Genomic DNA, 21,243 nt, shown 5'->3' with positions numbered 1-21,243 from the left:
TATAATCTGCGCGTGATAATTGCTAGTAAAAATCCTGCATTTTCCCAACTGTTCTATAGTGCTGCTTGTCGATTTACCTACCTTGCAGCGAGGATGGAACACTTGTAATCACCTAATAGTTATAAGTATTTATTTTAAAATCTAATCAGAGAGCGTTTTATGGCCTTAATATCTTTACGTCAACTTTTGGATCATGCCGCTGAGCACAGCTATGGTGTCCCTGCCTTTAACGTCAATAACTTAGAGCAGATGCGTGCCATTATGATGGCGGCCGACGCTTGTGATTCACCTGTCATCGTGCAAGCCAGTGCTGGCGCGCGTAGTTATGCAGGGTCAGCATTTTTACGTCATCTGATTATTGCTGCGATTGAAGAATGGCCGCATATTCCGGTGGTGATGCATCAAGACCATGGCATGTCACCTGCTATTTGCCAGCGCTCAATTCAGCTTGGTTTCTCATCGGTGATGATGGACGGCTCGCTCGGTGAAGACGGTAAAACGCCAATGGATTATGATTATAATGCCAGCGTGACCCGCGAAGTGGTCAAGATGGCCCACGCGTGCGGCGTTTCTGTCGAAGGTGAAATTGGTTGCTTAGGTAGTCTTGAGACTGGCATGGCAGGCGAAGAAGACGGCTCAGGTGCAGAAGGCGTATTGGATCACGAGCAGCTATTGACCAGCGCTGATGAAGCCGAGCAGTTTGTCAAAGACACCAATGTCGATGCGCTAGCGATTGCTATTGGCACCAGTCATGGCGCGTATAAATTTACCCGTCCACCGACAGGCGACATCTTATCGATTGAGCGCGTCAAAGAGATTCATGCGCGTATCCCGAATACCCATTTGGTCATGCATGGTTCGTCGTCAGTACCGCAAGAATGGCTAAAAGTTATTAATGAAAACGGCGGTGATATCGGTGAAACCTATGGTGTACCGGTTGAGCAAATCGTTGAAGCGATTAAGCACGGCGTCCGCAAAGTCAATATTGATACCGATTTACGTTTGGCATCAACGGGCGCGATCCGTAAATTCTTGGCAGAAAACCCTAGCGAATTTGATCCACGTAAATATTTCAAAGCCTCTATGGTTGCGATGTCAGATATCTGTACCAATCGTTTTGAAGCCTTTGGCTCAGCGGGTCAGGCGCATAAAATTCGTCCTATCAGCCTTGAAGGTATGGTCGATTTTTATAAATAAGCGTGGTTAGCAAAGCATGCTCATTGAGCCATAACAGCCGCTTATTTTTAGCGCAAATGCTATAAGCAGTTTTTATATTAAATCTTATAAAAGGTGGTGGATTAATGATTGGATTGATTACGGGGCAGGTGCAATATTTGATGGCGCCGACTGCCTGTGTCATGACTGCCTCTGGCGTAGGCTACGATATAGAGCTGCCGCTGCCGTCATTTTGCCAGTTGCGTCTCAAAGAGCAGGCGAGTATTTGGACGCATTTTCACGTGCGTGAAGATGCGCAGCTGCTTTTTGGTTTTATCGATCGTAAAGAGCGCGATGTTTTTCGCCAATTGATTAAAATCAATGGCGTTGGGGCAAAAATGGCGTTGGCGATGCTGTCTGCGATGTCAGCGGCTGAGCTAAAAATGCACGTCGAGCAAGAGTCTGAGACGGCATTGACGCGTATTCCCGGTATCGGTAAAAAGACCGCACAGCGTTTATTGATTGAGTTAAAAGATAAGCTGAAAAATATCGAGGTTGATAATAGCAGTTTAGAATTTGCGCTTCAGCCTGCGCCTATGTCTGTTGAAGGCAGTATCATCGCTGAGGTCGAGGGCGCGTTGATTAGCTTGGGTTATAAAGAACGAGAAGCGCAGCAAGCTATTAAAGCGGCGAAAAGTAATGGTGATACCTTTGCCGATACGCAAAGCTTGTTAAAAGCCACTCTGCAACAGCTCTCTGGCTTTTAATTATTTAAACTATAAGTAATTATGTTAAATTTTAAACAGATAAGCGACATTGATTGTCGCTTATTTTCGTTTTGGGCTGTGTTTTATAGACTACCTGCTTTATGATGTTTTGCATGACTTATGCGCAGCGTTTGGTTATGCTGTTTATGATTTAGTCCTTTAAAAATAATGATTTTAATAAAATGATAAAACCTATGATGCAAGATCGTTTGATTAATCCGTTAGAAGGGGCAGGTGATGCGCCTGACTCTAATATTCGACCGGCATTATTGGCTGAATATATCGGTCAGCCGGTGGTGCGTGAGCAAATGGAAGTGTTTATTGGCGCGGCACGTGGTCGCGACGAGGCATTAGATCATACCTTGATTTTTGGTCCGCCGGGGCTTGGTAAAACCACACTTGCTAATATTATTGCCCGTGAAATGGGTGGCAATCTGCGTTCTACCTCAGGGCCTGTACTTGAGCGTGCTGGTGATTTGGCCGCCATGCTGACCAATTTAGAAGCGGGCGATGTGCTCTTTATCGATGAGATTCATCGTCTAAGTCCGGTCATTGAAGAAATTCTTTATCCAGCAATGGAAGATTTTCAGCTTGATATTATGATTGGCGAAGGTCCAGCGGCACGTTCTATCAAGCTTGATTTACCGCCGTTTACTTTGGTGGCAGCAACCACACGCGCAGGGCTGCTGACTTCGCCATTGCGAGATCGTTTTGGCATCGTGCAGCGCTTAGAGTTTTATAATATCGCTGATCTGACAACGATTGTTAGCCGTGCGGCGCGTTTGATGCGGGTACCGATGAGCGAAGATGGCGCAGTAGAGATTGCGCGCCGTTCGCGCGGAACGCCAAGGATTGCCAATCGGCTATTACGCCGTGTGCGTGATTATGCGCAAGTCAGAGGAGATGGCAGTATCAATGGCGCGATAGCGGGTAGTGCGCTTGATATGCTCGCCGTAGATAGGCGTGGTCTTGATCATTTGGACAGACGCTATATAGAGATATTACACGAGCGTTTTGATGGGGGGCCAGCTGGCGTTGAAGCGATAGCAGCAGCGATGGCCGAAGATCGCGGTACGCTTGAGGATGTGATTGAACCATATTTAATACAACAAGGTTATGTGCTGCGTACGGCGCGTGGTCGGGTATTGACGCAGATGGCGATTGACCAGATGTTGTAGGATAGTCAGTTCGAAACGCACGAAGCGTGTCTTTAATAGCGTGGTGCGGGTACCAATTGTCCTCGCTTGCTTTGTGCTGTGCACGCTAGAGGCTTCAAAAAATTGATACCTGCAGTCACGTATTTACTTCAAAATGAATGAACTATATTAAAACTATAAAAGCGTTTACCTTTAATCACACAATTAAAGGTAAACGCTTTTTCATACTGCAGTTTTTTTAAAATTAAGCTTTAGGTAAAGCTTCAGGCCATATCTTCCCTGGATTTAAAATGTTTTTAGGGTCAAGGGCAGATTTAATCGCTTGCATCAGCACTAGGGCATTACCATGCTCTTGCTCCATATATTTTTGTTTGCCTTGCCCAATACCGTGCTCGCCGGTACAGGTACCATCCATCTCAATCGCACGCGAGGCAAGGCGGCTGATAATACCGTCAGCGGTAGCGACTTCTTCAGGGTTGTTGGTATCGACCAATAATAAAACATGAAAATTACCATCACCGACGTGACCGACGATAGGTCCAATCATGCCTGACGCTTCGATATCTTTTGCCGTAGCGCTGACGCATTCTGCTAAGCGTGAAATGGGCACGCAGGCATCAGTTGATAAAGCGCTTGCCTCAGGTCGTAGGGCAGAGCTGGCGTGATAGGCGTTATGGCGTGCTTGCCACAGACGTTTGCGCTCGGCTTCGTTGGTATCCCAAGCAAAATCTGTACCGCCGAACTCTTCGATGATATCGGTAAAGATTTGCGCTTGCTCGGCGACGCTGGCTTCTGTGCCATGGAATTCTACAAATAGCGTAGGCGTTTCTGTTAAATTTAAATTGGCATATTGGTTACAAGCTTTGATTTGCATCGCGTCGAGCAGCTCGATACGGGCAATTGGCAAGCACATTTGAATCGTCAACATCACCGCCTGACAGGCATCCTCAATCGTTGGGAAATGACAAATACCACTACCAATACACTCACTAATACCAAATAGTTTAAGCGTAACCTCGGTGACGATACCAAGAGTCCCTTCTGAGCCTATCATTAAGCGCGTCAAGTCATAACCAGCGGCAGATTTTTTGGCACGTGTGCCGGTGCGCACAATGTCTCCGCTGGCGGTCACCAATTCAAGGGCAAGTACCACATCTTTCATGGTGCCATAACGGACGGCATTGGTGCCTGAAGCACGGGTCGCGACCATGCCGCCGATACTGGCATTGGCACCGGGGTCTATCGGAAAAAACAAGCCAGTATCGCGTAAATAATGATTGAGCTGCTCACGTGTGACCCCAGGTTGTACGGTAACGGTCAGGTCTTCATTGTTAACCTGTAATATCGCATCCATGGCATGCATATCGATACATAAACCGCCATAGGGAGCGTTCAATTGGCCCTCTAAAGATGAGCCAATACCAAAGGCAATGACTGGCATCTGATACTGATTGCAAATCTCAACCGCTGCAGAGACTTCGTGTTTATCCTGCACGGTCAATACCGCGTCGGGTGGCTGGTTAGCAAGCCAGGTCATGGTATGACCATGCTGTTCACGTACGGTGGTATTGGTGCTAAGTTGTTTGCCAAAGCGTGTTTGCAAAGCGGCAATAGCGTCACTATGGTCTGATTTAATTAAATCATGAGATTTGGAAGGCGATATAGATGATATGGTCGACATAGGTAAATTCTCCATATAAGACGTATATTTACTGGGTAAACGACATGCTAAATAAGATAAAAAGTTAAGCTCTAATGCATTTTAATTGTCGTTAAAGGGCAATTAAAATGCATTAGAGCTTATTCAAGTGAGATATTTTGATAGTAATTAACGGATATTTTTTCGTTAAAAATTAATAACCTAAGCTAAAACCCGCCAAATAACGACGATAATGGCTAATAGATAAAAGATAGGCGCAAACCAACCGACTTGGGTGGCGATAGCAATAAATACTGCAAAACCTGATAGCGCTAACCAATCGCGGCGACGGTCGTTTAGCATATCGGCGCGAATTTGCTGGATTTCTCGTAGCTGACTGTCTTGGCGCGAGCCTTGTGAAGCAAGACTTTGTAGACCTTGGTCTAGCAGCTTAGGAATATCCGTCGTGGATAATAAAATCTCTGGCAACTGCTGACGCAGATGTTGTAAGTTACGCATCGGATCGAGCTGCTCTTTAATCCAGCCACTTAAAATGGGCTTAGCAAGTGACCAAATATCCAGCTCAGGATATAAATCACGACCAAGTCCCTCGACATGCACCAAGGTTTTAAGTAGCAGCATCAATTGCGGCGGGATACTCATATGATGGCGACGGGCGATATCTAAAATCTGCATCAACACACCAGCAAAGTCGATATCATTAATGGATTTTTGTAGCATCGGACCGACAGTGCGTTTCATATCACGCATGAGTGCATGCTTATCGGTATTGGGCGGTATCCAGCCAGCTCTACTGACGATATCAACCATCGCCGTAAAGTTATTATTCATTACCGCCAACAGCATGCGCGCGACGATAAGCTGGTCGTCTTTTGATAGCGTACCCATAATGGCACAATCAAGCCCGATATAGCGTGGCTCATGACCCAAATTGACCGCTGTCATATCTGTCGTGAGTATTTTAACCGGCGGCGTTTCTACAAAGACATTACCCGGATGCATATCGGCATGAAAAAAGTTATCGCGAAATACTTGGGTAAAAAATATCGTTAAGCCTTTTTCTGCTAGTGTCGCACGGTCATAACCAAGCTTATCAAACACCTCAACTTGTGAGATAGGAACGCCTTGAATACGCTCCATGACCATGACGTTTTTGGCAGCGTCATAGACTTCAGGCACATACATCAGTGCTGAACCTAAGAAGTTATTGCGCATCTGCGTGGTATTGTCCGCTTCCAAGGTTAAATCTAATTCATTAAGCATCACTTGGCGATAGTCTTCGACAATATCAACAATGTGAATCGCGCGCGCCGCTTCGATACGCGCCGATGCCCAATTAGCAAGCTCACGTAATAGTTCAAAGTCAGCAACGATAGTGGTGCGAATATCAGGGCGAACCACTTTCACTACTACCTCACGGCCATCATGCAAAGCGGCCGTATGTACTTGAGCGATAGAAGCCGCTGCTAATGGTTTAACATCAAAGCGGGCAAATAGCGTAGCGATAGATTGACCCAAACCATATCTGGTATCTTGGATCTGGGCAATAGCAACGTCAGAGTCGAAAGGCTTGACCTTGTCTTGCAACTGCACCAATTGCTCGATAATCTCAGGCGGCACCAAATCGCGGCGCGTCGAGAGCAGTTGTCCCAGTTTTAAAAACAGCGTACCCATATCCTCAAGCGCATACTTGATGGCATTGGGCTGATGTTTTTTACCCCAAGCTGCCGGATGCAAGCGAATTAAACGCGCTAACGGTTGTAGCTGCGGCGCTTCTTCGACAGACAAATGGGTATCAATGCGATAAGCGGCGGCAATACGCCAAAGTTCAAGCAAGCGGGCGCGATGGGATAGTAGCATGAGATAGGGTTACTCTAAAAAGTCGAAAATAGGGCAGAGTCTATGCCTATGTGTGATGAACGTTTAGACAGTCATAGACTCTATTTATTATTATCTATGATTGGTTAAACGTGCTTGCTCATCTTTGATAGCGGCAAGCTTGGCTTCTTCACGTTCGATATCCGCACGCAGTTTTAATAACTGCTGCTTTAGATCATTGACTTCGGCGGCTTCCATCGGGTCAGGAGTAACATTACCCGCTACGTCATTGGCCCAGTCGCTGACATCGTTAAAGGCGCGTTTGGCACTATGACGCCAGCTGCCTTTTAGCTGCGAGATAAGCAGGTGTAATTGGCTGGCCATCGGTTTCCCAATAAACGGCTCAAGCTGGCCGGCAACATCAGGGTCAAATCCTGCAACCAGCTGCTTAAGTTGCATCAGCACTTTGTAATCACCAGCAATCGGTAAGTTGCCTTCTGTGCCGCGCATAAGATTCAGCAGCTGCGCAGGATTATCAACGGTAATGGTGCAATCTGGTCGACTATGGCCAAGTCGCGAACGCTCTAGGCTGGCCTGTTGGCGCTCATTCATACTGCCGCTTGGTTCAAACACGCCTTCTGTCATGACGGGCTCAAAGCGCAAACGATCTTCGGTAAATAAAACGTCTAGATTAATCTCGGGCATGCCCATATTAAGACGCAGCACTTTGCCCGCAAGCGGCGCTAGCCCAGCTTTGGTAATCTCATCGCTGGCAATGGCGATATTAATCAGCTTTTCGGCACCTGCCAAAAGTAAGACAGTCAGCATAAGGCCCTCACATGTTTGGTTGAGCGCCATAAGCGCGGCGCATATTTCAATATTGGCTGTTATAACGATGTAAACGCCTGCTCAACGACAGACGTTTTTGTATCATAAAAAGCGTGTTTATCTAAGCAGCTTTTAAAAAGCGCTGAAGCTATTCTTTTCTAAACCTGTGCTTTTTTAAAACTATGATTTTTTAAAACTAGGCTTTAAAACCGCGATGCACCGCAACGATACCAGCGGTCAAGTTATGATAATCACAATTCTCAAAGCCTGCTTGCTGCATCATCTGCTTAAGTGTTTGCTGATCAGGGTGCATACGAATTGATTCTGCTAAGTATTGATAGCTCTCAGAGTCATTGGCAACCAACTTACCCATAATCGGCAACGCCGTAAATGAATACAAATCATAAGCTTTAGATAATGGCTCAAACACAGGTTTTGAGAATTCTAAAATCAATAAACGACCGCCTGGCTTGAGGACGCGATACATAGATTTTAGCGCTGCATCCTTGTCTGTGACGTTACGCAGACCAAAACTGATAGTCACCAAATCAAAGCTTTCATCATCAAATGGCGCCAAAGTTTCAGCGTTTGCTAAGACGAAATCAACGTTATTACAGCCGGCATTGATGAGGCGTTCGCGGCCAACTTCTAGCATCGCTGCATTGATATCTGATAATACCACATGGCCGTTGCGACCCACTTCACGGCTAAATACTTTGGCCAAATCACCCGTACCGCCAGCGATATCGAGCACCTGCTGGCCGGCGCGTACGCCCGACAGGCTAATCGCATAACGTTTCCACAGGCGATGAATACCAAACGACATTAAGTCATTCATAATGTCGTATTTTTTGGCAACTGAGGTAAAAACATCGGCAACGCGCGCTTGTTTTTCTGCTTTATTGACCGTTTTATAGCCGAAATGTGTTTGCTCATTACCATCGGTATCAGGCGTATGGGGATTATTGATGTCATCACGTTGGTTAAAAAGCGTTTGCTTGGCCATTTGTGCGTGCGCAGCAGTAGGATTGGCGCTGTTATTTATGGTATTTGGCATAGTCGTTTGTTGACCTTGTGGGGTTCCGGTTGGTAAGTCGTGCACTTGGGTAAAGTCATTATTATTGCTGCTATCGGCTGCAGCATTGGCATTCAGCGTCGTACTAGCGCTTTGGTTTTGACGCGCTTTTACTTGCGCGGTGATGCTTTGATTATGAGCAATACTATCTTTAACCAATTTATCTTGCAGATGACCATGAGAAGTAGGTTTATCAGTATGGGTTTGATCGGCTTGGCTAGGGTTGTTATTTGAGTTATCAGTCATACGATTATCCTATTATTTGTTTTTATGATGGCGTATTTAAGCGTTGTTTGCATAGGGTTTAAACACCGATTGCATACGGTTTAAACCCTATTTAAGCACTATAGCGGTCAGTTAGCCACGGGCATTATTGACCCTATCATACACCAAACGCTACTGCCTTACCGCCATTATTGGTGTCATGAACTTCGTCAATAATCTCAAGCTCGCGCTCACAAAACGGTTCAATAAAGCTGCTGACACTTTTTAGCGGTTTCATCGCTTTAAAGCCTGAATCGATAAAGTCGTAAAGCGGCTGGAAGTTATGGCGATAAGCCGTGCCTTTTGCGAGACCAAAGGCTTTTTTGAGCATAAATGAATTCAAATCTTTATCGGTACGGTAGCAGACCTCTTTTAGATTGTTAATCTGCACGCGGCGCTCATTGGCCTCATCGACTGCGCGGTAAGCGGCAAGCATATTTTCTTCATTGACTGCTAAATCTTGCGCAACCAACCACTCGGCCAAATGTAAATCCAGCTCAATGGCCAAGATAGACGCTTGAATGCCCATGCTGCCCGCTTCTAAAGAAGCTTCTTTAGCAAGGCGTTCAAGTTTTTTGGCTTTGGGGAGAATACGATCTAACTGCTCTGCCAATACTTTAAATTCATCACCACCGTATAGCTGGGTTAAAAAATACTCTGCCATCGGTTTGTTTTTTGGTTGTTCAAACAGCGCGCTATGGGTATGCTTAATACGTGCCTGTTGCCATGCTTGCACTTCTTTGAGCTTGGTATTTAAGGCAGCATCTTTATGGTGTGGCAGCGCCCAAAAACGGTTTAAGTGCTGTTGTAAATTGGCTAACGCAGACATGGCAGGTAATCCTATAAAAAGTAAAAATGGCAATAAAATTGCTAATAAAAGAGTGGAAATGATACTAAATTCTTATCTTTGTGGGCAGCTATTAAAGCATGCGCGCAAGATTTTGTTCACCTTAAAAGAAAATACCACAGAATACAAATGCCAAACTGTTACATAGCAGGGTTATTTACTGGTTTTACGCAATGCTATGATTCACTATATAAATAAGACAGCTTATAAAAACTACAAATAAGAGATGTATAAAAATTATCTAACAATAAAGCGAGTATGGACATGAGCAAAAAAAATAAATCGACTGAAAGCCAAGCGCCAGAAGCGATAAGTGACCAGTTTAGTAAGCAAGTCGTTGAGCAGCGTTTGACGCCCAATCCGTTAAATATCTTTGCTATGGACAAAGATACATTGCGCTTGGCGTTAGTCACCGCCCAGTTTGCCCTGCGCGCCACGCGGCAGCAAACACCGCCGACTACTAATAAACCAACTGGGCTTTTGGTGCTGGTCAACGGCATGGAGCAAGCGGGCAAGGGCACCGCAGTCACCCAGCTGCGGCAATGGGTTGACCCGCGCTTACTCAAGGTTGAGGCGACTATCGGAGATTGTCCCTTAGAGCATCAGCCGATTTGGCAAGCGCATACCAAAGCGCTGCCACGTCATGGCGATGTGATGGTGTATTTTGGCAACTGGTATGCCGACTTACTCTATAACGTCATGCGCATGGCGACCCTAGATGATGACGATAAGGTGAAAAAAATTGAAGATAAGAATAATAAGACGCTGAAAAATAACGCCTTGCCTATTGGCCAATGGCAAGACTATCTAAAGCAAGAACTCACCAAACTACAAGCCTTTGAACAAGACCTTGCTGCTAACCAAACCAAACTGCTTAAATGCTGGTTTCATGTCGATATCGAAACCTTGAAGGCGCGGCTCAACGATGATGAAGCTGATCCAGAGTTTTTATATCAAATCGATTGGAAAAGTAAACAGGTCGTCAATACTTTTAATAAGGTAGCAACCGCGCTATTACGCCAGCAGAATGACTGGATTATTATCAATGGCGATGATAAATCAGAGGCTGCCACCCATTTTTGTCATGAAGTATTGCAGGCGATGCAAACCGCGCTCGAAAGGAGTAAAGCAGAAAGTCAGAATATAAAAGAAGCAGCAAGATTCGAGCCTGTAGCAGTCCCTAAAACTTTGATAAATATTGACGATACCGAGATAGAGAAATCTGACTATCATAAAGCGCTTGCTGATAAGCAAGCACACCTTGCCAAATTGCTACGGGCGCGTCAGGGTCGGCATGTGGTGTTTGCCTTTGAAGGAATGGACGCGGCTGGCAAAGGCGGCGCGATCAAAAGACTGGTTGCGCCACTCGATCCGCGCGAATATCAGATCTATAATATTGGCGCACCGATGTTATATGAATTGCAGCATCCTTATTTATGGCGTTTTTGGACCAAGCTGCCCAATGAGCAAATCGATCGTATCAGCCGTATCGCCATCTTTGACCGTACGTGGTATGGGCGCGTATTGGTCGAACGTATCGAAGGCTTTGCGACTGACGCAGAATGGCAGCGCGCTTATGACGAAATCAATCGTTTTGAAGCAGATTTGGTCGCTGCTGGCACGATAGTTATCAAATATTGGCTCGCTATTGATAAAGGGGAGCAACTCAAACGCTTTGAGGCGCGCGAAGAGACGCCGCATAAACAGTTTAAACTGACCGATGATGATTGGCGTAATCGTGATAAATGGGTGGATTATGTGCAATCGGCAGCTGATATGTTGGCACGTACCAATACCAAGGATGCACCTTGGGCAATCATCGCGACTAATGAAAAGCGTCAAGCGCGCCTAGAGGTATTAGACCACGCTATTAAACAGCTATCCGCGGCATTGTCTATCACTGCTGATACTAAATAAATGGATGATAAGTGATGGCTCGTATTGAATAGTAATAGTGATAAAGGCTTTATACGAGTTTAAAAGTTAATATTATTTTTTATTTGAAGTCTTAGGAAAAATTAACAACATTTTTCTACTAAATAGGCGGCTTTTTTGAGTGATATATTCAAAGTTACAAATCTCGCAATATCATCATGCAATCTGTGTCTATATTTAATATAATAGGCGCGTAATAACTTCTGCCTGCTCACAAAATAGCTGCACAGTCAGAGACGGTATTTATCCTATAAATATTTTAATTATTAACAACAGATTTTTTATAACCAACGCTATCACTATAAAACCTAAGCCGCAAGCTGCTGTAATCGGACGATTTGGCAAGACTACTTGCGGCTTTATGGCATTTTGTGGCTTAGGTTTTTCGCTGATAGGTGGGCAAGCTTGCGCGTAAATATTTACAAGCACGCAGAGCTATCAGGACAATATAGAGCGCAGTAGATAGTAACTTTTTATAACCCTATTTTCAAATTCGTACATTCAAAACAGTATTTCGAGAAACATATTCAAAACAGTATGACAAAACCACGTTGCGGACACGCTATCATGATGTTGGGTGGTAAAAACGACACCATCAATAGCGCCGCAATGACATCAATCACCTATAATTTCAATCAGCTTACGCAGGACGTATCAACGTATGGGTATTAGCAGCAGTTCTACAGGACCAACCAAAGCAGTCGGTTCTATGAGAATCAATCTATTTTTTGCCATTTTACTGATTGCGATGACCGCTTACTTTTTATGGTGGGGTCTAGATTACACCATGCATCAGCAGACGACGCTATTTATCGTAGCGACGGCTTTTGGTGTCTTTATGGCATTTAATATCGGCGGTAACGACGTCGCCAACTCCTTCGGTACTTCAGTGGGCGCAGGGACATTGACGATTCCGCAAGCTTTGGGTATCGCCGCGATATTTGAAGTGTCGGGCGCGGTGCTGGCGGGCGGTGAAGTTACCGATACCATCCGCAGCGGCATCGTTGACTTAGATGGTTTATCGGTTTCGCCCAATCAGTTTATTTATGTCATGCTCTCAGCGCTTATCGCGGCGGCATTTTGGCTGTTGTTTGCCACCAAAAAAGGTCTGCCTGTTTCGACCACCCATGCCATTATTGGCGGCGTCGTTGGTAGCTCTATTGTACTCGGTATCTCTTTAGGTGGTACCGACATGGCACTATCGACCGTCGATTGGGGTACGATTGGAACAATTGCTATCTCTTGGGTCATCTCACCCGTGTTAGGCGGCGTATTTTCTTACCTTTTATATGGTCAAATTAAGAAAAAAATCATTGAATATAATGATCGAACCGAAGCGCATATTGCGACGCTAAAAGACGATAAAAAAACTGTCAAGCAAAACCATAAAGAGTATCTAGAAAGTCTAACCGAGTCAGAGCAATTGGCGTATACCTCAGCGATGCTGCGCGATCAAGAAATCTATAAAGATGATGATTGTGACATCGAGGATTTAGAAACCGATTATTACAAACAGCTTTATAAGATTGAGCACGAACGTAGCAACCTTGATACCCTAAAAGCCCTTAAACAATGGGTACCGCTCATCGCTGGCGCAGGCGGCGCGGTCATGACTTCGTTGGTGGTGTTCAAAGGCCTAAAAAACGTCAACAGTAACATGACGACGATTCAAGGCTTTTTTATCATGGGTATGATAGCGGCGCTGGTGTGGCTTGCAACCTTTATTTATACCAAAAGTATCCGCGGCAAGCATAAAGAAGATTTGACCAAAGCGACGTTTATTATGTTTAGCTGGATGCAGGTCTTTACCGCGTCCGCCTTTGCTTTTAGTCATGGTTCAAACGATATTGCCAACGCCGTTGGTCCTTTTGCGGCAATTATGGACGTTATCCGTACCAATAGCATAGCGACCGAGGCTGCCGTGCCGCCTGCGGTGATGTTGACCTTTGGTGTGGCGCTTATCGTTGGCCTTTGGTTTATCGGTAAAGAAGTTATTCAAACCGTCGGTACTAATCTAGCAAAAATGCATCCAGCTTCAGGCTTTTCAGCGGAATTGGCTGCGGCTGCCGTCGTCATGGGCGCATCGACCATGGGTCTGCCCGTATCCAGTACGCATACGCTGGTTGGTGCAGTACTTGGCATCGGTATCGTTAATCGTGATACCAATTGGGCGCTGATGAAGCCTATCGGTTTGGCATGGGTAATTACCCTGCCTGCGGCGGCTTCGATGTCGGCTATCAGCTATCTGTTATTAAGTAATATTTTTTAAATAAAAGTTCTATTGTTTTTTATTATAGTGTTTTATTAAAGAATAAAAAACGCTTATCGGCAGCTGCTGATAAGCGTTTTTTTATACAAGTTTGAATGATTACTCGGTACCAAACTGCTTACGTTTTTTGGCAAAGAAGCGGTCCAATCTATCCATGGCATCTTCTAAATCATGCAGATTGGGCAAAAACACCAAGCGGAAGTGGTCAGGTGCATCCCAATTAAAACCGGTCCCTTGTACCATTAAGACGTTTTCTTCTATCAATAAATCCATCATAAACTGCATATCGTCTTTGATAGGATAAACCTCAGGGTCCATCTTTGGAAAGCAATAAAACGCCCCTTGCGGCATGGTGCAAGAAATACCTTTTATTGCGTTAAGACGTGAAACGGCCAGTTCGCGCTGCTTTGATAGCCGTCCTGATTTTGAAGTGAGCTCTTTCATACTTTGATAGCCGCCCATTGCCGTTTGAATGGCATATTGGCCTTGAACGTTTGAGCACAAACGCATAGACGCCAACATGTCTAAGCCTTCGATAAAGTCGGCAGCGTGGTCTTTTTTACCCGAAACCATCATCCAGCCCGCGCGGAAACCAGCGATACGGTGCGACTTTGATAAGCCGTTATAAGACAATACCAGCACGTCATCGGTCAAGGTGCTCATCGGCGTATGCACCATATCATCATAAAGAATACGGTCATAAATCTCATCGGCCATGATGATTAAATCATGCTCTTTTGCGACTTCGATAATTTGCAATAACACCTCATCACTATACAGCGCGCCCGTTGGGTTATTGGGGTTGATCACCACAATGCCTTTGGTTTTGGGCGTAATTTTAGACTTAATATCTTCGATATCTGGATGCCAATTGTCGTCTTCATTACAGCGATAATGTACCGCTGTACCGCCTGCTAAATTGGCCGCTGCTGTCCAAAGCGGATAGTCGGGCATTGGCACAAGCACCTCATCGCCATCGTTCATGAGTGCTTGCATGGTCATCACAATCAGCTCAGAGACACCATTACCCAAATATACATCGCGCACATCGACAGCTGATAGCAGACCTTTTGATTGATAATATTGCAAGACCGCTTTACGTGCCGCAAAAATCCCTTGCGAGTCCGAGTATCCTGTCGCTTCTGGCAGGTTCATCGCCACATCACGCAAAATCTCATGCGGTGCTTCAAGGCCAAATGGCGCAGGGTTGCCAATATTGAGTTTTAAAATGCGCTTACCTTCAGCTTCCATTTTATTGGCTGTTTGCAAAAGCGGACCGCGAATATCGTAGCAAACGTTTTGTAATTTATCGGATTTTTTAATTGGATTCATAGAGTGACCACTTATCGGGTTGGGTTGTAAATTTGCGGTAGAAGTAGGGGATACGCTTTGCTGCCTAGGCGTTTCGTTTTTATTATGATTATTGGTTTTATTATAAGAATTGATAGGTTGATTTGAATTAGCAACGCTATCCATGTCGTTTTGCAAATCGCCACGTAATAAATAGCCTTCACTACAGCCTAAGATACGCGCTAGGGTCGGCAGCTTCGATGACACGATGCCATTGGTGCCGCGCTCCCAATTAGAAATCGCACCACGACTCACCTTGGCACCTGCTGCCGTCATCGCCTGCGCCAATTGCTCGGCGGTCATGCCTTTATCGCGGCGCAGTTGTACCAGTCGTTCGGCTTGCGTACTTTGAGGAGCTTGGGAAAATTCGCTATCAGCCATTGTTGTTTAAGCCTTTTATTAAAGATAATCTATTCCTAATGCAAGATATTATTGCATACACTTTATTAATGCAAGCCTAAAGACAGAATTTTTATAAAGTTGATATTTTATGCAAGAATAACTTGCAATCTATCGTGATTTTTCAGCAATGAAAAAATGAGCCAAATGCTCGTTTAATAAAATTACAACTTTACTGATTGAGGCGGCAGCGTAATTTGCTATATTTTACTTCTCTATCTCTAATGTTATTTCTTTAAACCTGAAACTTTACACTGCTAGATTGAGGACTTTTATAGTCACTACCTTGAATAGTCAGACAATCAGCAGCAGATAAAGCCTAGCGTTTTTATAAAAACGTACGATAAATTGATCACTAACTGACACATCGCAAATGAGATAACCAATCATTTAATAAGGATAAAAGATGCAAGACAATCAATTAAGCAAAGAAGAAATCAGCCAATTGACCGACGCAGATTGGAAAGCGCGTTTAAGTGCCGACGAGTATCACGTCATGCGCGAGAAGGGCACAGAGCGTCCATTTACTGGCGTTTATAACGACGTCAATGATAAAGGTATCTACCGCTGTAAAGGCTGCGGTGCCAGCTTGTTTGAGTCGGACAATAAGTTTGACGCCGGTTGCGGCTGGCCAAGCTTCGATCAGAGTATCGATAATAGCGCTATCGATGAGCACGAAGACAATTCACTTGGCATGCGCCGTACCGAAGTGACGTGTAGCAATTGCGGCGCGCATTTGGGACACGTATTCCCTGATGGCCCACGTGAGACCACTGGTATGCGCTACTGTATCAACTCAGTGTCTATCGATTTGGATAAAGCTGAGTAATAAGTATTAATATAATCAATATTTTAGCCAAAGTTGGCGTGATAAAAGGGAAGTACGCGGTGCTTCCTTTTTTCTTATCAGTACGCACGTTAATAGTAAAAATAATAAAACAATCAATTTAAGGATGAATCATGAGCACTATTTACGATTTTACTGCTGAGCGTATGGACGGCACCTCGCAAGCCTTTGCTGATTATAAAGGCAAAGTATTATTAATCGTCAATACCGCCAGTAAATGCGGCTTTACGCCTCAGTTTGAAGGCCTAGAGGCGCTGTATCAACAATATCAAGAGCAAGGATTGGTGGTGATTGGCTTTCCTTGTAATCAGTTTGGCGCGCAAGATCCCGGTACTAACGAGGAGATTGGTGCGTTTTGCCAAAAGAATTACGGCGTTAGCTTTCCAATGATGGCAAAAATTGATGTCAATGGTAAAGATGCGCATCCGATTTTTGATTGGCTTAAAGACCAAAAAGGCGGGCTGCTGACAGATGGTATCAAATGGAATTTTACTAAGTTTTTAATTGGCTCCGATGGACAAGTAATTGACCGTTATGCGCCAACCACCAAGCCTGATGCCTTAAAAGCAGATATCGAACAAGCATTGGCGGCCAAATAAATAATAAGCTAGAGAAATTATTGGTTTTATATAAAATATAAAGCCAATAAAAACATAGGTTTGCATAAATTGCCGCTAAATTAGGAAAAAATACGCAAGAAAAAGGCAAATAGGGTTTGACAGCCATGTGTAAATCTATATAATACACACCCACAGAGCGAGGCTTTAGTTAGTTCTCTTCTGTTGAAAGTTATTTAAAGGGTGACAGCTTTGAATGTTAAAACTTTCAGGAAATCCTATTTAAAGGATTTCCCTTGCGAAGCTAAAATTGCAGTGCAATTTTTTAACGCTTCTCAGGGTGATTAGCTCAGTTGGTAGAGCGTCTGCCTTACACGCAGAATGTCGGCGGTTCGAATCCGTCATCACCCACCACTCATTTAGCGAGTGGGTCTTTTAGAAGACGAAATGCTAAAGACGACCTAAGCAGCGGTAGTTCAGTTGGTTAGAATACCGGCCTGTCACGCCGGGGGTCGCGGGTTCGAGTCCCGTCCGCTGCGCCATATTTAAAACAAATTTAGACTTTCCAGTCTAAGCAAGTTTCGCCTCAGACATTAGATTGTTTGAGGTTTTTTTGTGTCTGAAACTCTTCTTAAAGCCTTTATCCGTAAGGGTTGGTTATCCTGTCTTTATCAACCGCTAAGAAGCAGTTTACTCTTCAATAATGTATTCTCTATAAGTCTACCTGTATGCACTCTGCCTTTTAAAAATCGGTGACCAAGTGCTCGGTGACCAAACGGTGACCATTTTGTGACCAAGATTATTAAAAGTCGGGACTGAAAACCACCCTGTTTAACAGCGCTTATACGTTAGTCTGTTTTTTAAGAGTTGGAACAGCAATCGGCACCTTATAGAATTTAGTAAACTCCTTAATCGATGTGCCAGTGGTTAAACTGTCAGGTAGATTATCGCACTTATCTTGATCAGTGTAGATAACAACGCAACTAACAACACTTGAAGATTGGTCCTCTATCGTATGGTAGCCTAGCTTATCTAATATACCCACATCTCTTGCATAACCGCTTATCTGTCTAATATCCTCAATAATATAGCTTATACGATTATCTTTTTGATAAGCAGGCCTATATTTCGCATCTATGATAAGTGGCTCTATTTCATCAATAAGTAAATAGTCGGGATTCCCATAGCTACCTTTCGCTTGAAAAAGTATCTTATCTCCATATTTATCTTTAAGAAGTCCTAATATGTATAGCTCAAAGAGCTTTGACATATCAATCCAGAACGGTGGTACTGATATTTTTTCAACGCTACTATTGTCGATCTCACTGATATGATAACCAAAGCGCTTAAGAATGATCTTAGAGAGTTTTAAGGCTTCCTGATACTCTTTATAAAAGGAGTTACGCTTGACTGCCTTAAGCTCATGTAAATTGACTTCATCACTAACTCTCTCGAAAGCAGGTGTGCAATAGTCTATTAAACACTTCATTGATCCAAGATATTCTGGGTATTGAGATAAATAACGTCTAACAAAGCTTAGCGTATGCTTTAAAACTCTATTCTCAATGCTATCAAAGCCAAACTCTTCATAACTACAAAAGGTATTCGTAACTCTATTTCGAACTATATTCTTTTTGATATTTTGAGCAATTAATACCTTACCTTTAACTCTGCTATTAAGATTACGCTCGACTTTATAATAGGATTGTTTCAATCCCTTCTTTACCAGACTTTTTAGAATTTGAAGAAACTGCATGATCAGTAGTGGCGTTAATAAGTCCATCTGCTGATCAATTTCGATAAAAGGTTCATTTAGCTTAATATGGTATAAGTCTTTGGTATTCTTAGCAATGTCACCGTGCGTAAGACATGATTGAAGCATTCCAAGATAATCAACTTCTTGGACACCATCATTAATCTTTGGCGCTACATAAATGGCTTGTTGATTCTTAACAAGCCAGTCTGCGCCTATAAAATATGACGTTTTAAGCGAAAGACTTTCTCTGCCATCAATAACCTGAATGCAGAGCCCATTTTTCTCATTGTCTTGAAAAAATATATCTGAAACCTCTATACCTTCACAAGCAAAGTCTATCTGATTGTGTTCGCGTATAGTTTCTAAGTGGTTTAATTTTATTAGCTTAGACATCTAGTTTTTCGACTATCTCTTTAGCGCTATCTAATAAAATTCCATCCTTGATATACTCATAAAGAATGGGCTTAATCTCATATTCAATCTTTTGTTTAAGCTCAATTTCAAGCTCTTTCTCAGTCATATCTTCATCGTCAGACAATATAAAATAGCTATGACCTATTTGAACATCATTAGCATCAAAATCTGATGATAGATAGGAATTATCGTTGTCGAATAATCTAGCCACATCATCAAAAAGTTCTTTAGCTCTTTTGTGTATGACTACACTTGCATTGGGCAATACGTCATAAAATGCAAAACGTCTACGAATAGCGTAGTCAATATGACCTACCGAGCGATCAGCTGTATTCATTGTGCCTATGATATATAGATTTTTAGGAAGTTTGATATCTCGTGTACCTTCATATTCGTACATGGACTGTACGAATTCACTGCGGTATTCAAGAGCATAAATAAGCTCACCTAGAACAGATGGTAGATTGGCGCGGTTTATCTCGTCAATTATAAGAACGTATTTGCCATTAGGGTTCTCAATAGCTTTTTTTGCAAACTTGGCGAGAATCTTATTCTCAACTTCATAGCTGATATTGCCAGCATCATTAGTCTTGGCTACAATTCCTCGTACAAAGTCTTCATAAGTATAAGCCGGATGAAATTGAATGATTTCGTATTTACCTTGCGCTTGAATCTCATTCGACTGGGTTAAATTTTTTCCTGATTTTAAATCAAAATTATTCCAAATAGTGGCTGCAAACTCATGTTTTGTTATCTTACTATTGAGCTGGCTCTTTTTTGCTAAATAAATCTGTGTTAATCTTCTGTTTTGGTCAATCAAGCTTAAACTATCATCATAACTATCAAACAGCATTAAAGCATTTTCAATAGCTTCTTCACTATTAATTGGAAAGTATTCATCAGGATAATAGCTCTGTAAAACTTTGAGTACGAAGCTATTGCCAAAACGTTCAAATGCTTGCTTTGTATTCCCATTGTTCACTAAGTCATATAGAGTTTTAGCAACCATATTCATTGCTAACTCATCGTCCTCTACATCTTTAACAAATCCATGCTTACTATACTCATCCTTAAGTTTGCTCCAATATATTTTGTATGAACGTGAGGTGCCTGGAAAATAGTACCCTAGATCTTCTAACCCTCTCTCTATCCACCAACAAAAAGAGTCATTATTTCCAGTTCCTATCGAATAATTCTCTAAGGTAAGCTCTTTTAGTCTTTCTTTAGGAAACTTTTCATAAAATGCTGAAAGCATCAGTTCAAGATTTTCGCGCTCTAACTTGGCATCTTTACTTTCGGTATCGAAATTTATGATGAGATTATCAATAATCTGCTCAGATTTACCTTTATTTTCTGACTCAGTTAAACTATTCGCAACCATTTTAGCCAGTCGGGTCTTTCCTGTGCCTGGCGGACCCTGTAAAATTACTTGGTGCTTATATTTTAGGAGTTCAGATACTTTGTTTATTTGATTTTCACTCATAAATTTCTCATACCATTTTTTAATATTTTGTGTGGTTTTAGCTGTCTTACTATCACATATATTCAAAGTACCAAGCCAAGCTACCTCGTAATTATATTCATCTTTATACCAATCTAGAACCTTAACCTTGCGTCTGCGCTTGAACCAATCAAGATCTGTTACTTCTTCTGTGTATTCATATTTGCCTGTTACCTCAGTCAAAGCTATTAGATCTTTGCCTCTCCTAACAGCAACAATGTCGCCAATTTTCATTGTGTTTTTGAAGTTACTTTGTTGGGGTTGCGACTTTCTATTCTCTTCCCAAACACCCATACCAATATAGCCAGTATCTCGTAATACTTCTCTTTCTCGTGCCCATTCTGACCTTTCGTTCTCTTGGTGTAATTGCATATGCCAAAAATTCATTCTATTGCCTTATTATTATCAGTTAGCTGAACGTTTCAGTCTATTTATAGATTTAATGACTACGATATGGTTTTTATAAAATAATGTTGGGCATAGTAGCATTCATATGCGTATTTCAATAAGTATTCTTGAAAAATTTATTCTCTTTAGATTTATCGACATTTTTCAGTTATATTAAGCTAACCCCAGTTCGGGATAAGCCACATTGTAACTTATTGATACTATTTACAATGTGGCTACCTGTCCCTGCTGAGGCA

General features: G+C 43.0%; 15 protein-coding genes and 2 tRNA genes. 9 read left to right on the top strand and 8 right to left on the bottom strand.

The window, feature by feature from the left end; genetic code table 11:
- Window positions 1-159: 159 nt before the first annotated feature.
- The 3 genes from fba (at window position 160) to ruvB (ending at window position 3,100) form a co-directional block, all read left to right on the top strand.
- Complete coding sequence (gene fba / locus H9653_RS09745) at window positions 160-1,197, top strand: class II fructose-bisphosphate aldolase (RefSeq protein ID WP_144297718.1); 1,038 nt, start codon at window positions 160-162, stop codon at window positions 1,195-1,197.
- Between the two features lie 104 nt (window positions 1,198-1,301).
- Window positions 1,302-1,922: a Holliday junction branch migration protein RuvA gene (gene ruvA / locus H9653_RS09740; RefSeq protein WP_191692199.1), complete on the top strand. Its 621-nt coding sequence runs from the start codon at window positions 1,302-1,304 to the stop codon at window positions 1,920-1,922.
- A 197-nt stretch (window positions 1,923-2,119) separates the two neighbouring features.
- Complete coding sequence (gene ruvB, locus H9653_RS09735) at window positions 2,120-3,100, top strand: Holliday junction branch migration DNA helicase RuvB (protein WP_068404994.1); 981 nt, start codon at window positions 2,120-2,122, stop codon at window positions 3,098-3,100.
- Window positions 3,101-3,323: 223 nt separating this feature from the next.
- Here ruvB and H9653_RS09730 read toward each other — a convergent pair whose 3' ends face one another.
- The 5 genes from H9653_RS09730 to H9653_RS09710 form a co-directional block, all read right to left on the bottom strand.
- Window positions 3,324-4,760, bottom strand: a complete 1,437-nt coding sequence (locus H9653_RS09730) for an FAD-binding oxidoreductase (protein WP_191692197.1) — start codon at window positions 4,758-4,760, stop codon at window positions 3,324-3,326.
- Between the two features lie 180 nt (window positions 4,761-4,940).
- Window positions 4,941-6,599 (bottom strand): ABC1 kinase family protein, encoded by a 1,659-nt coding sequence (locus tag H9653_RS09725; RefSeq protein ID WP_191692195.1) that lies wholly within the window; start codon window positions 6,597-6,599, stop codon window positions 4,941-4,943.
- Window positions 6,600-6,689: 90 nt separating this feature from the next.
- Window positions 6,690-7,385, bottom strand: coding sequence for a ubiquinone biosynthesis accessory factor UbiJ (locus tag H9653_RS09720; RefSeq protein ID WP_191692193.1), 696 nt, complete (start codon window positions 7,383-7,385; stop codon window positions 6,690-6,692).
- A 196-nt stretch (window positions 7,386-7,581) separates the two neighbouring features.
- A complete protein-coding gene (ubiE, locus tag H9653_RS09715; protein WP_242465429.1) occupies window positions 7,582-8,391 on the bottom strand; it encodes a bifunctional demethylmenaquinone methyltransferase/2-methoxy-6-polyprenyl-1,4-benzoquinol methylase UbiE in 810 nt (269 codons plus the stop codon).
- Between the two features lie 451 nt (window positions 8,392-8,842).
- Window positions 8,843-9,553: an FFLEELY motif protein gene (locus tag H9653_RS09710; RefSeq protein ID WP_144297199.1), complete on the bottom strand. Its 711-nt coding sequence runs from the start codon at window positions 9,551-9,553 to the stop codon at window positions 8,843-8,845.
- A 282-nt stretch (window positions 9,554-9,835) separates the two neighbouring features.
- Between H9653_RS09710 and H9653_RS09705 the strand changes: the two genes are divergently transcribed.
- Together H9653_RS09705 and H9653_RS09700 are read left to right on the top strand one after the other, a co-directional pair.
- Entirely contained in the window at window positions 9,836-11,488 is a 1,653-nt protein-coding gene (locus tag H9653_RS09705) for an ATPase (protein ID WP_191692191.1), read from the top strand.
- 679 nt (window positions 11,489-12,167) lie between these two features.
- Window positions 12,168-13,775: an inorganic phosphate transporter gene (locus H9653_RS09700; protein ID WP_191692189.1), complete on the top strand. Its 1,608-nt coding sequence runs from the start codon at window positions 12,168-12,170 to the stop codon at window positions 13,773-13,775.
- A gap of 99 nt (window positions 13,776-13,874) precedes the next feature.
- Here H9653_RS09700 and H9653_RS09695 read toward each other — a convergent pair whose 3' ends face one another.
- Entirely contained in the window at window positions 13,875-15,506 is a 1,632-nt protein-coding gene (locus H9653_RS09695; protein WP_191692187.1) for an aminotransferase class I/II-fold pyridoxal phosphate-dependent enzyme, read from the bottom strand.
- 424 nt (window positions 15,507-15,930) lie between these two features.
- Between H9653_RS09695 and msrB the strand changes: the two genes are divergently transcribed.
- The 4 genes from msrB (at window position 15,931) to H9653_RS09675 (ending at window position 17,470) form a co-directional block, all read left to right on the top strand.
- Window positions 15,931-16,353, top strand: a complete 423-nt coding sequence (gene msrB, locus H9653_RS09690) for a peptide-methionine (R)-S-oxide reductase MsrB (RefSeq protein WP_068404968.1) — start codon at window positions 15,931-15,933, stop codon at window positions 16,351-16,353.
- Window positions 16,354-16,484: 131 nt separating this feature from the next.
- Complete coding sequence (locus tag H9653_RS09685; protein WP_191692185.1) at window positions 16,485-16,970, top strand: glutathione peroxidase; 486 nt, start codon at window positions 16,485-16,487, stop codon at window positions 16,968-16,970.
- 296 nt (window positions 16,971-17,266) lie between these two features.
- A tRNA-Val gene (locus tag H9653_RS09680) sits at window positions 17,267-17,342 on the top strand.
- A gap of 51 nt (window positions 17,343-17,393) precedes the next feature.
- Window positions 17,394-17,470: transfer RNA gene (locus tag H9653_RS09675), tRNA-Asp, on the top strand.
- 299 nt (window positions 17,471-17,769) lie between these two features.
- On the opposite strand, the gene H9653_RS09670 is transcribed toward H9653_RS09675, so the two are convergent.
- Both H9653_RS09670 and H9653_RS09665 read right to left on the bottom strand, forming a co-directional pair.
- Window positions 17,770-19,077, bottom strand: coding sequence for a 5-methylcytosine restriction system specificity protein McrC (locus H9653_RS09670; RefSeq protein WP_191692183.1), 1,308 nt, complete (start codon window positions 19,075-19,077; stop codon window positions 17,770-17,772).
- The gene (locus H9653_RS09665; RefSeq protein ID WP_191692181.1) at window positions 19,070-20,986 is read right to left on the bottom strand and encodes an AAA family ATPase; all 1,917 of its coding nucleotides are present in this window, start codon (window positions 20,984-20,986) and stop codon (window positions 19,070-19,072) included. The genes H9653_RS09670 and H9653_RS09665 overlap by 8 nt, the downstream gene beginning before the upstream one ends.
- Between the last annotated feature and the right edge of the window lie 257 nt (window positions 20,987-21,243).

It is taken from the genome of Psychrobacter communis (assembly GCF_014836505.1).
Taxonomy (GTDB): Bacteria; Pseudomonadota; Gammaproteobacteria; order Pseudomonadales; family Moraxellaceae; genus Psychrobacter; species Psychrobacter faecalis.
This window is presented reverse-complemented; position numbering and strand designations above follow the sequence as displayed.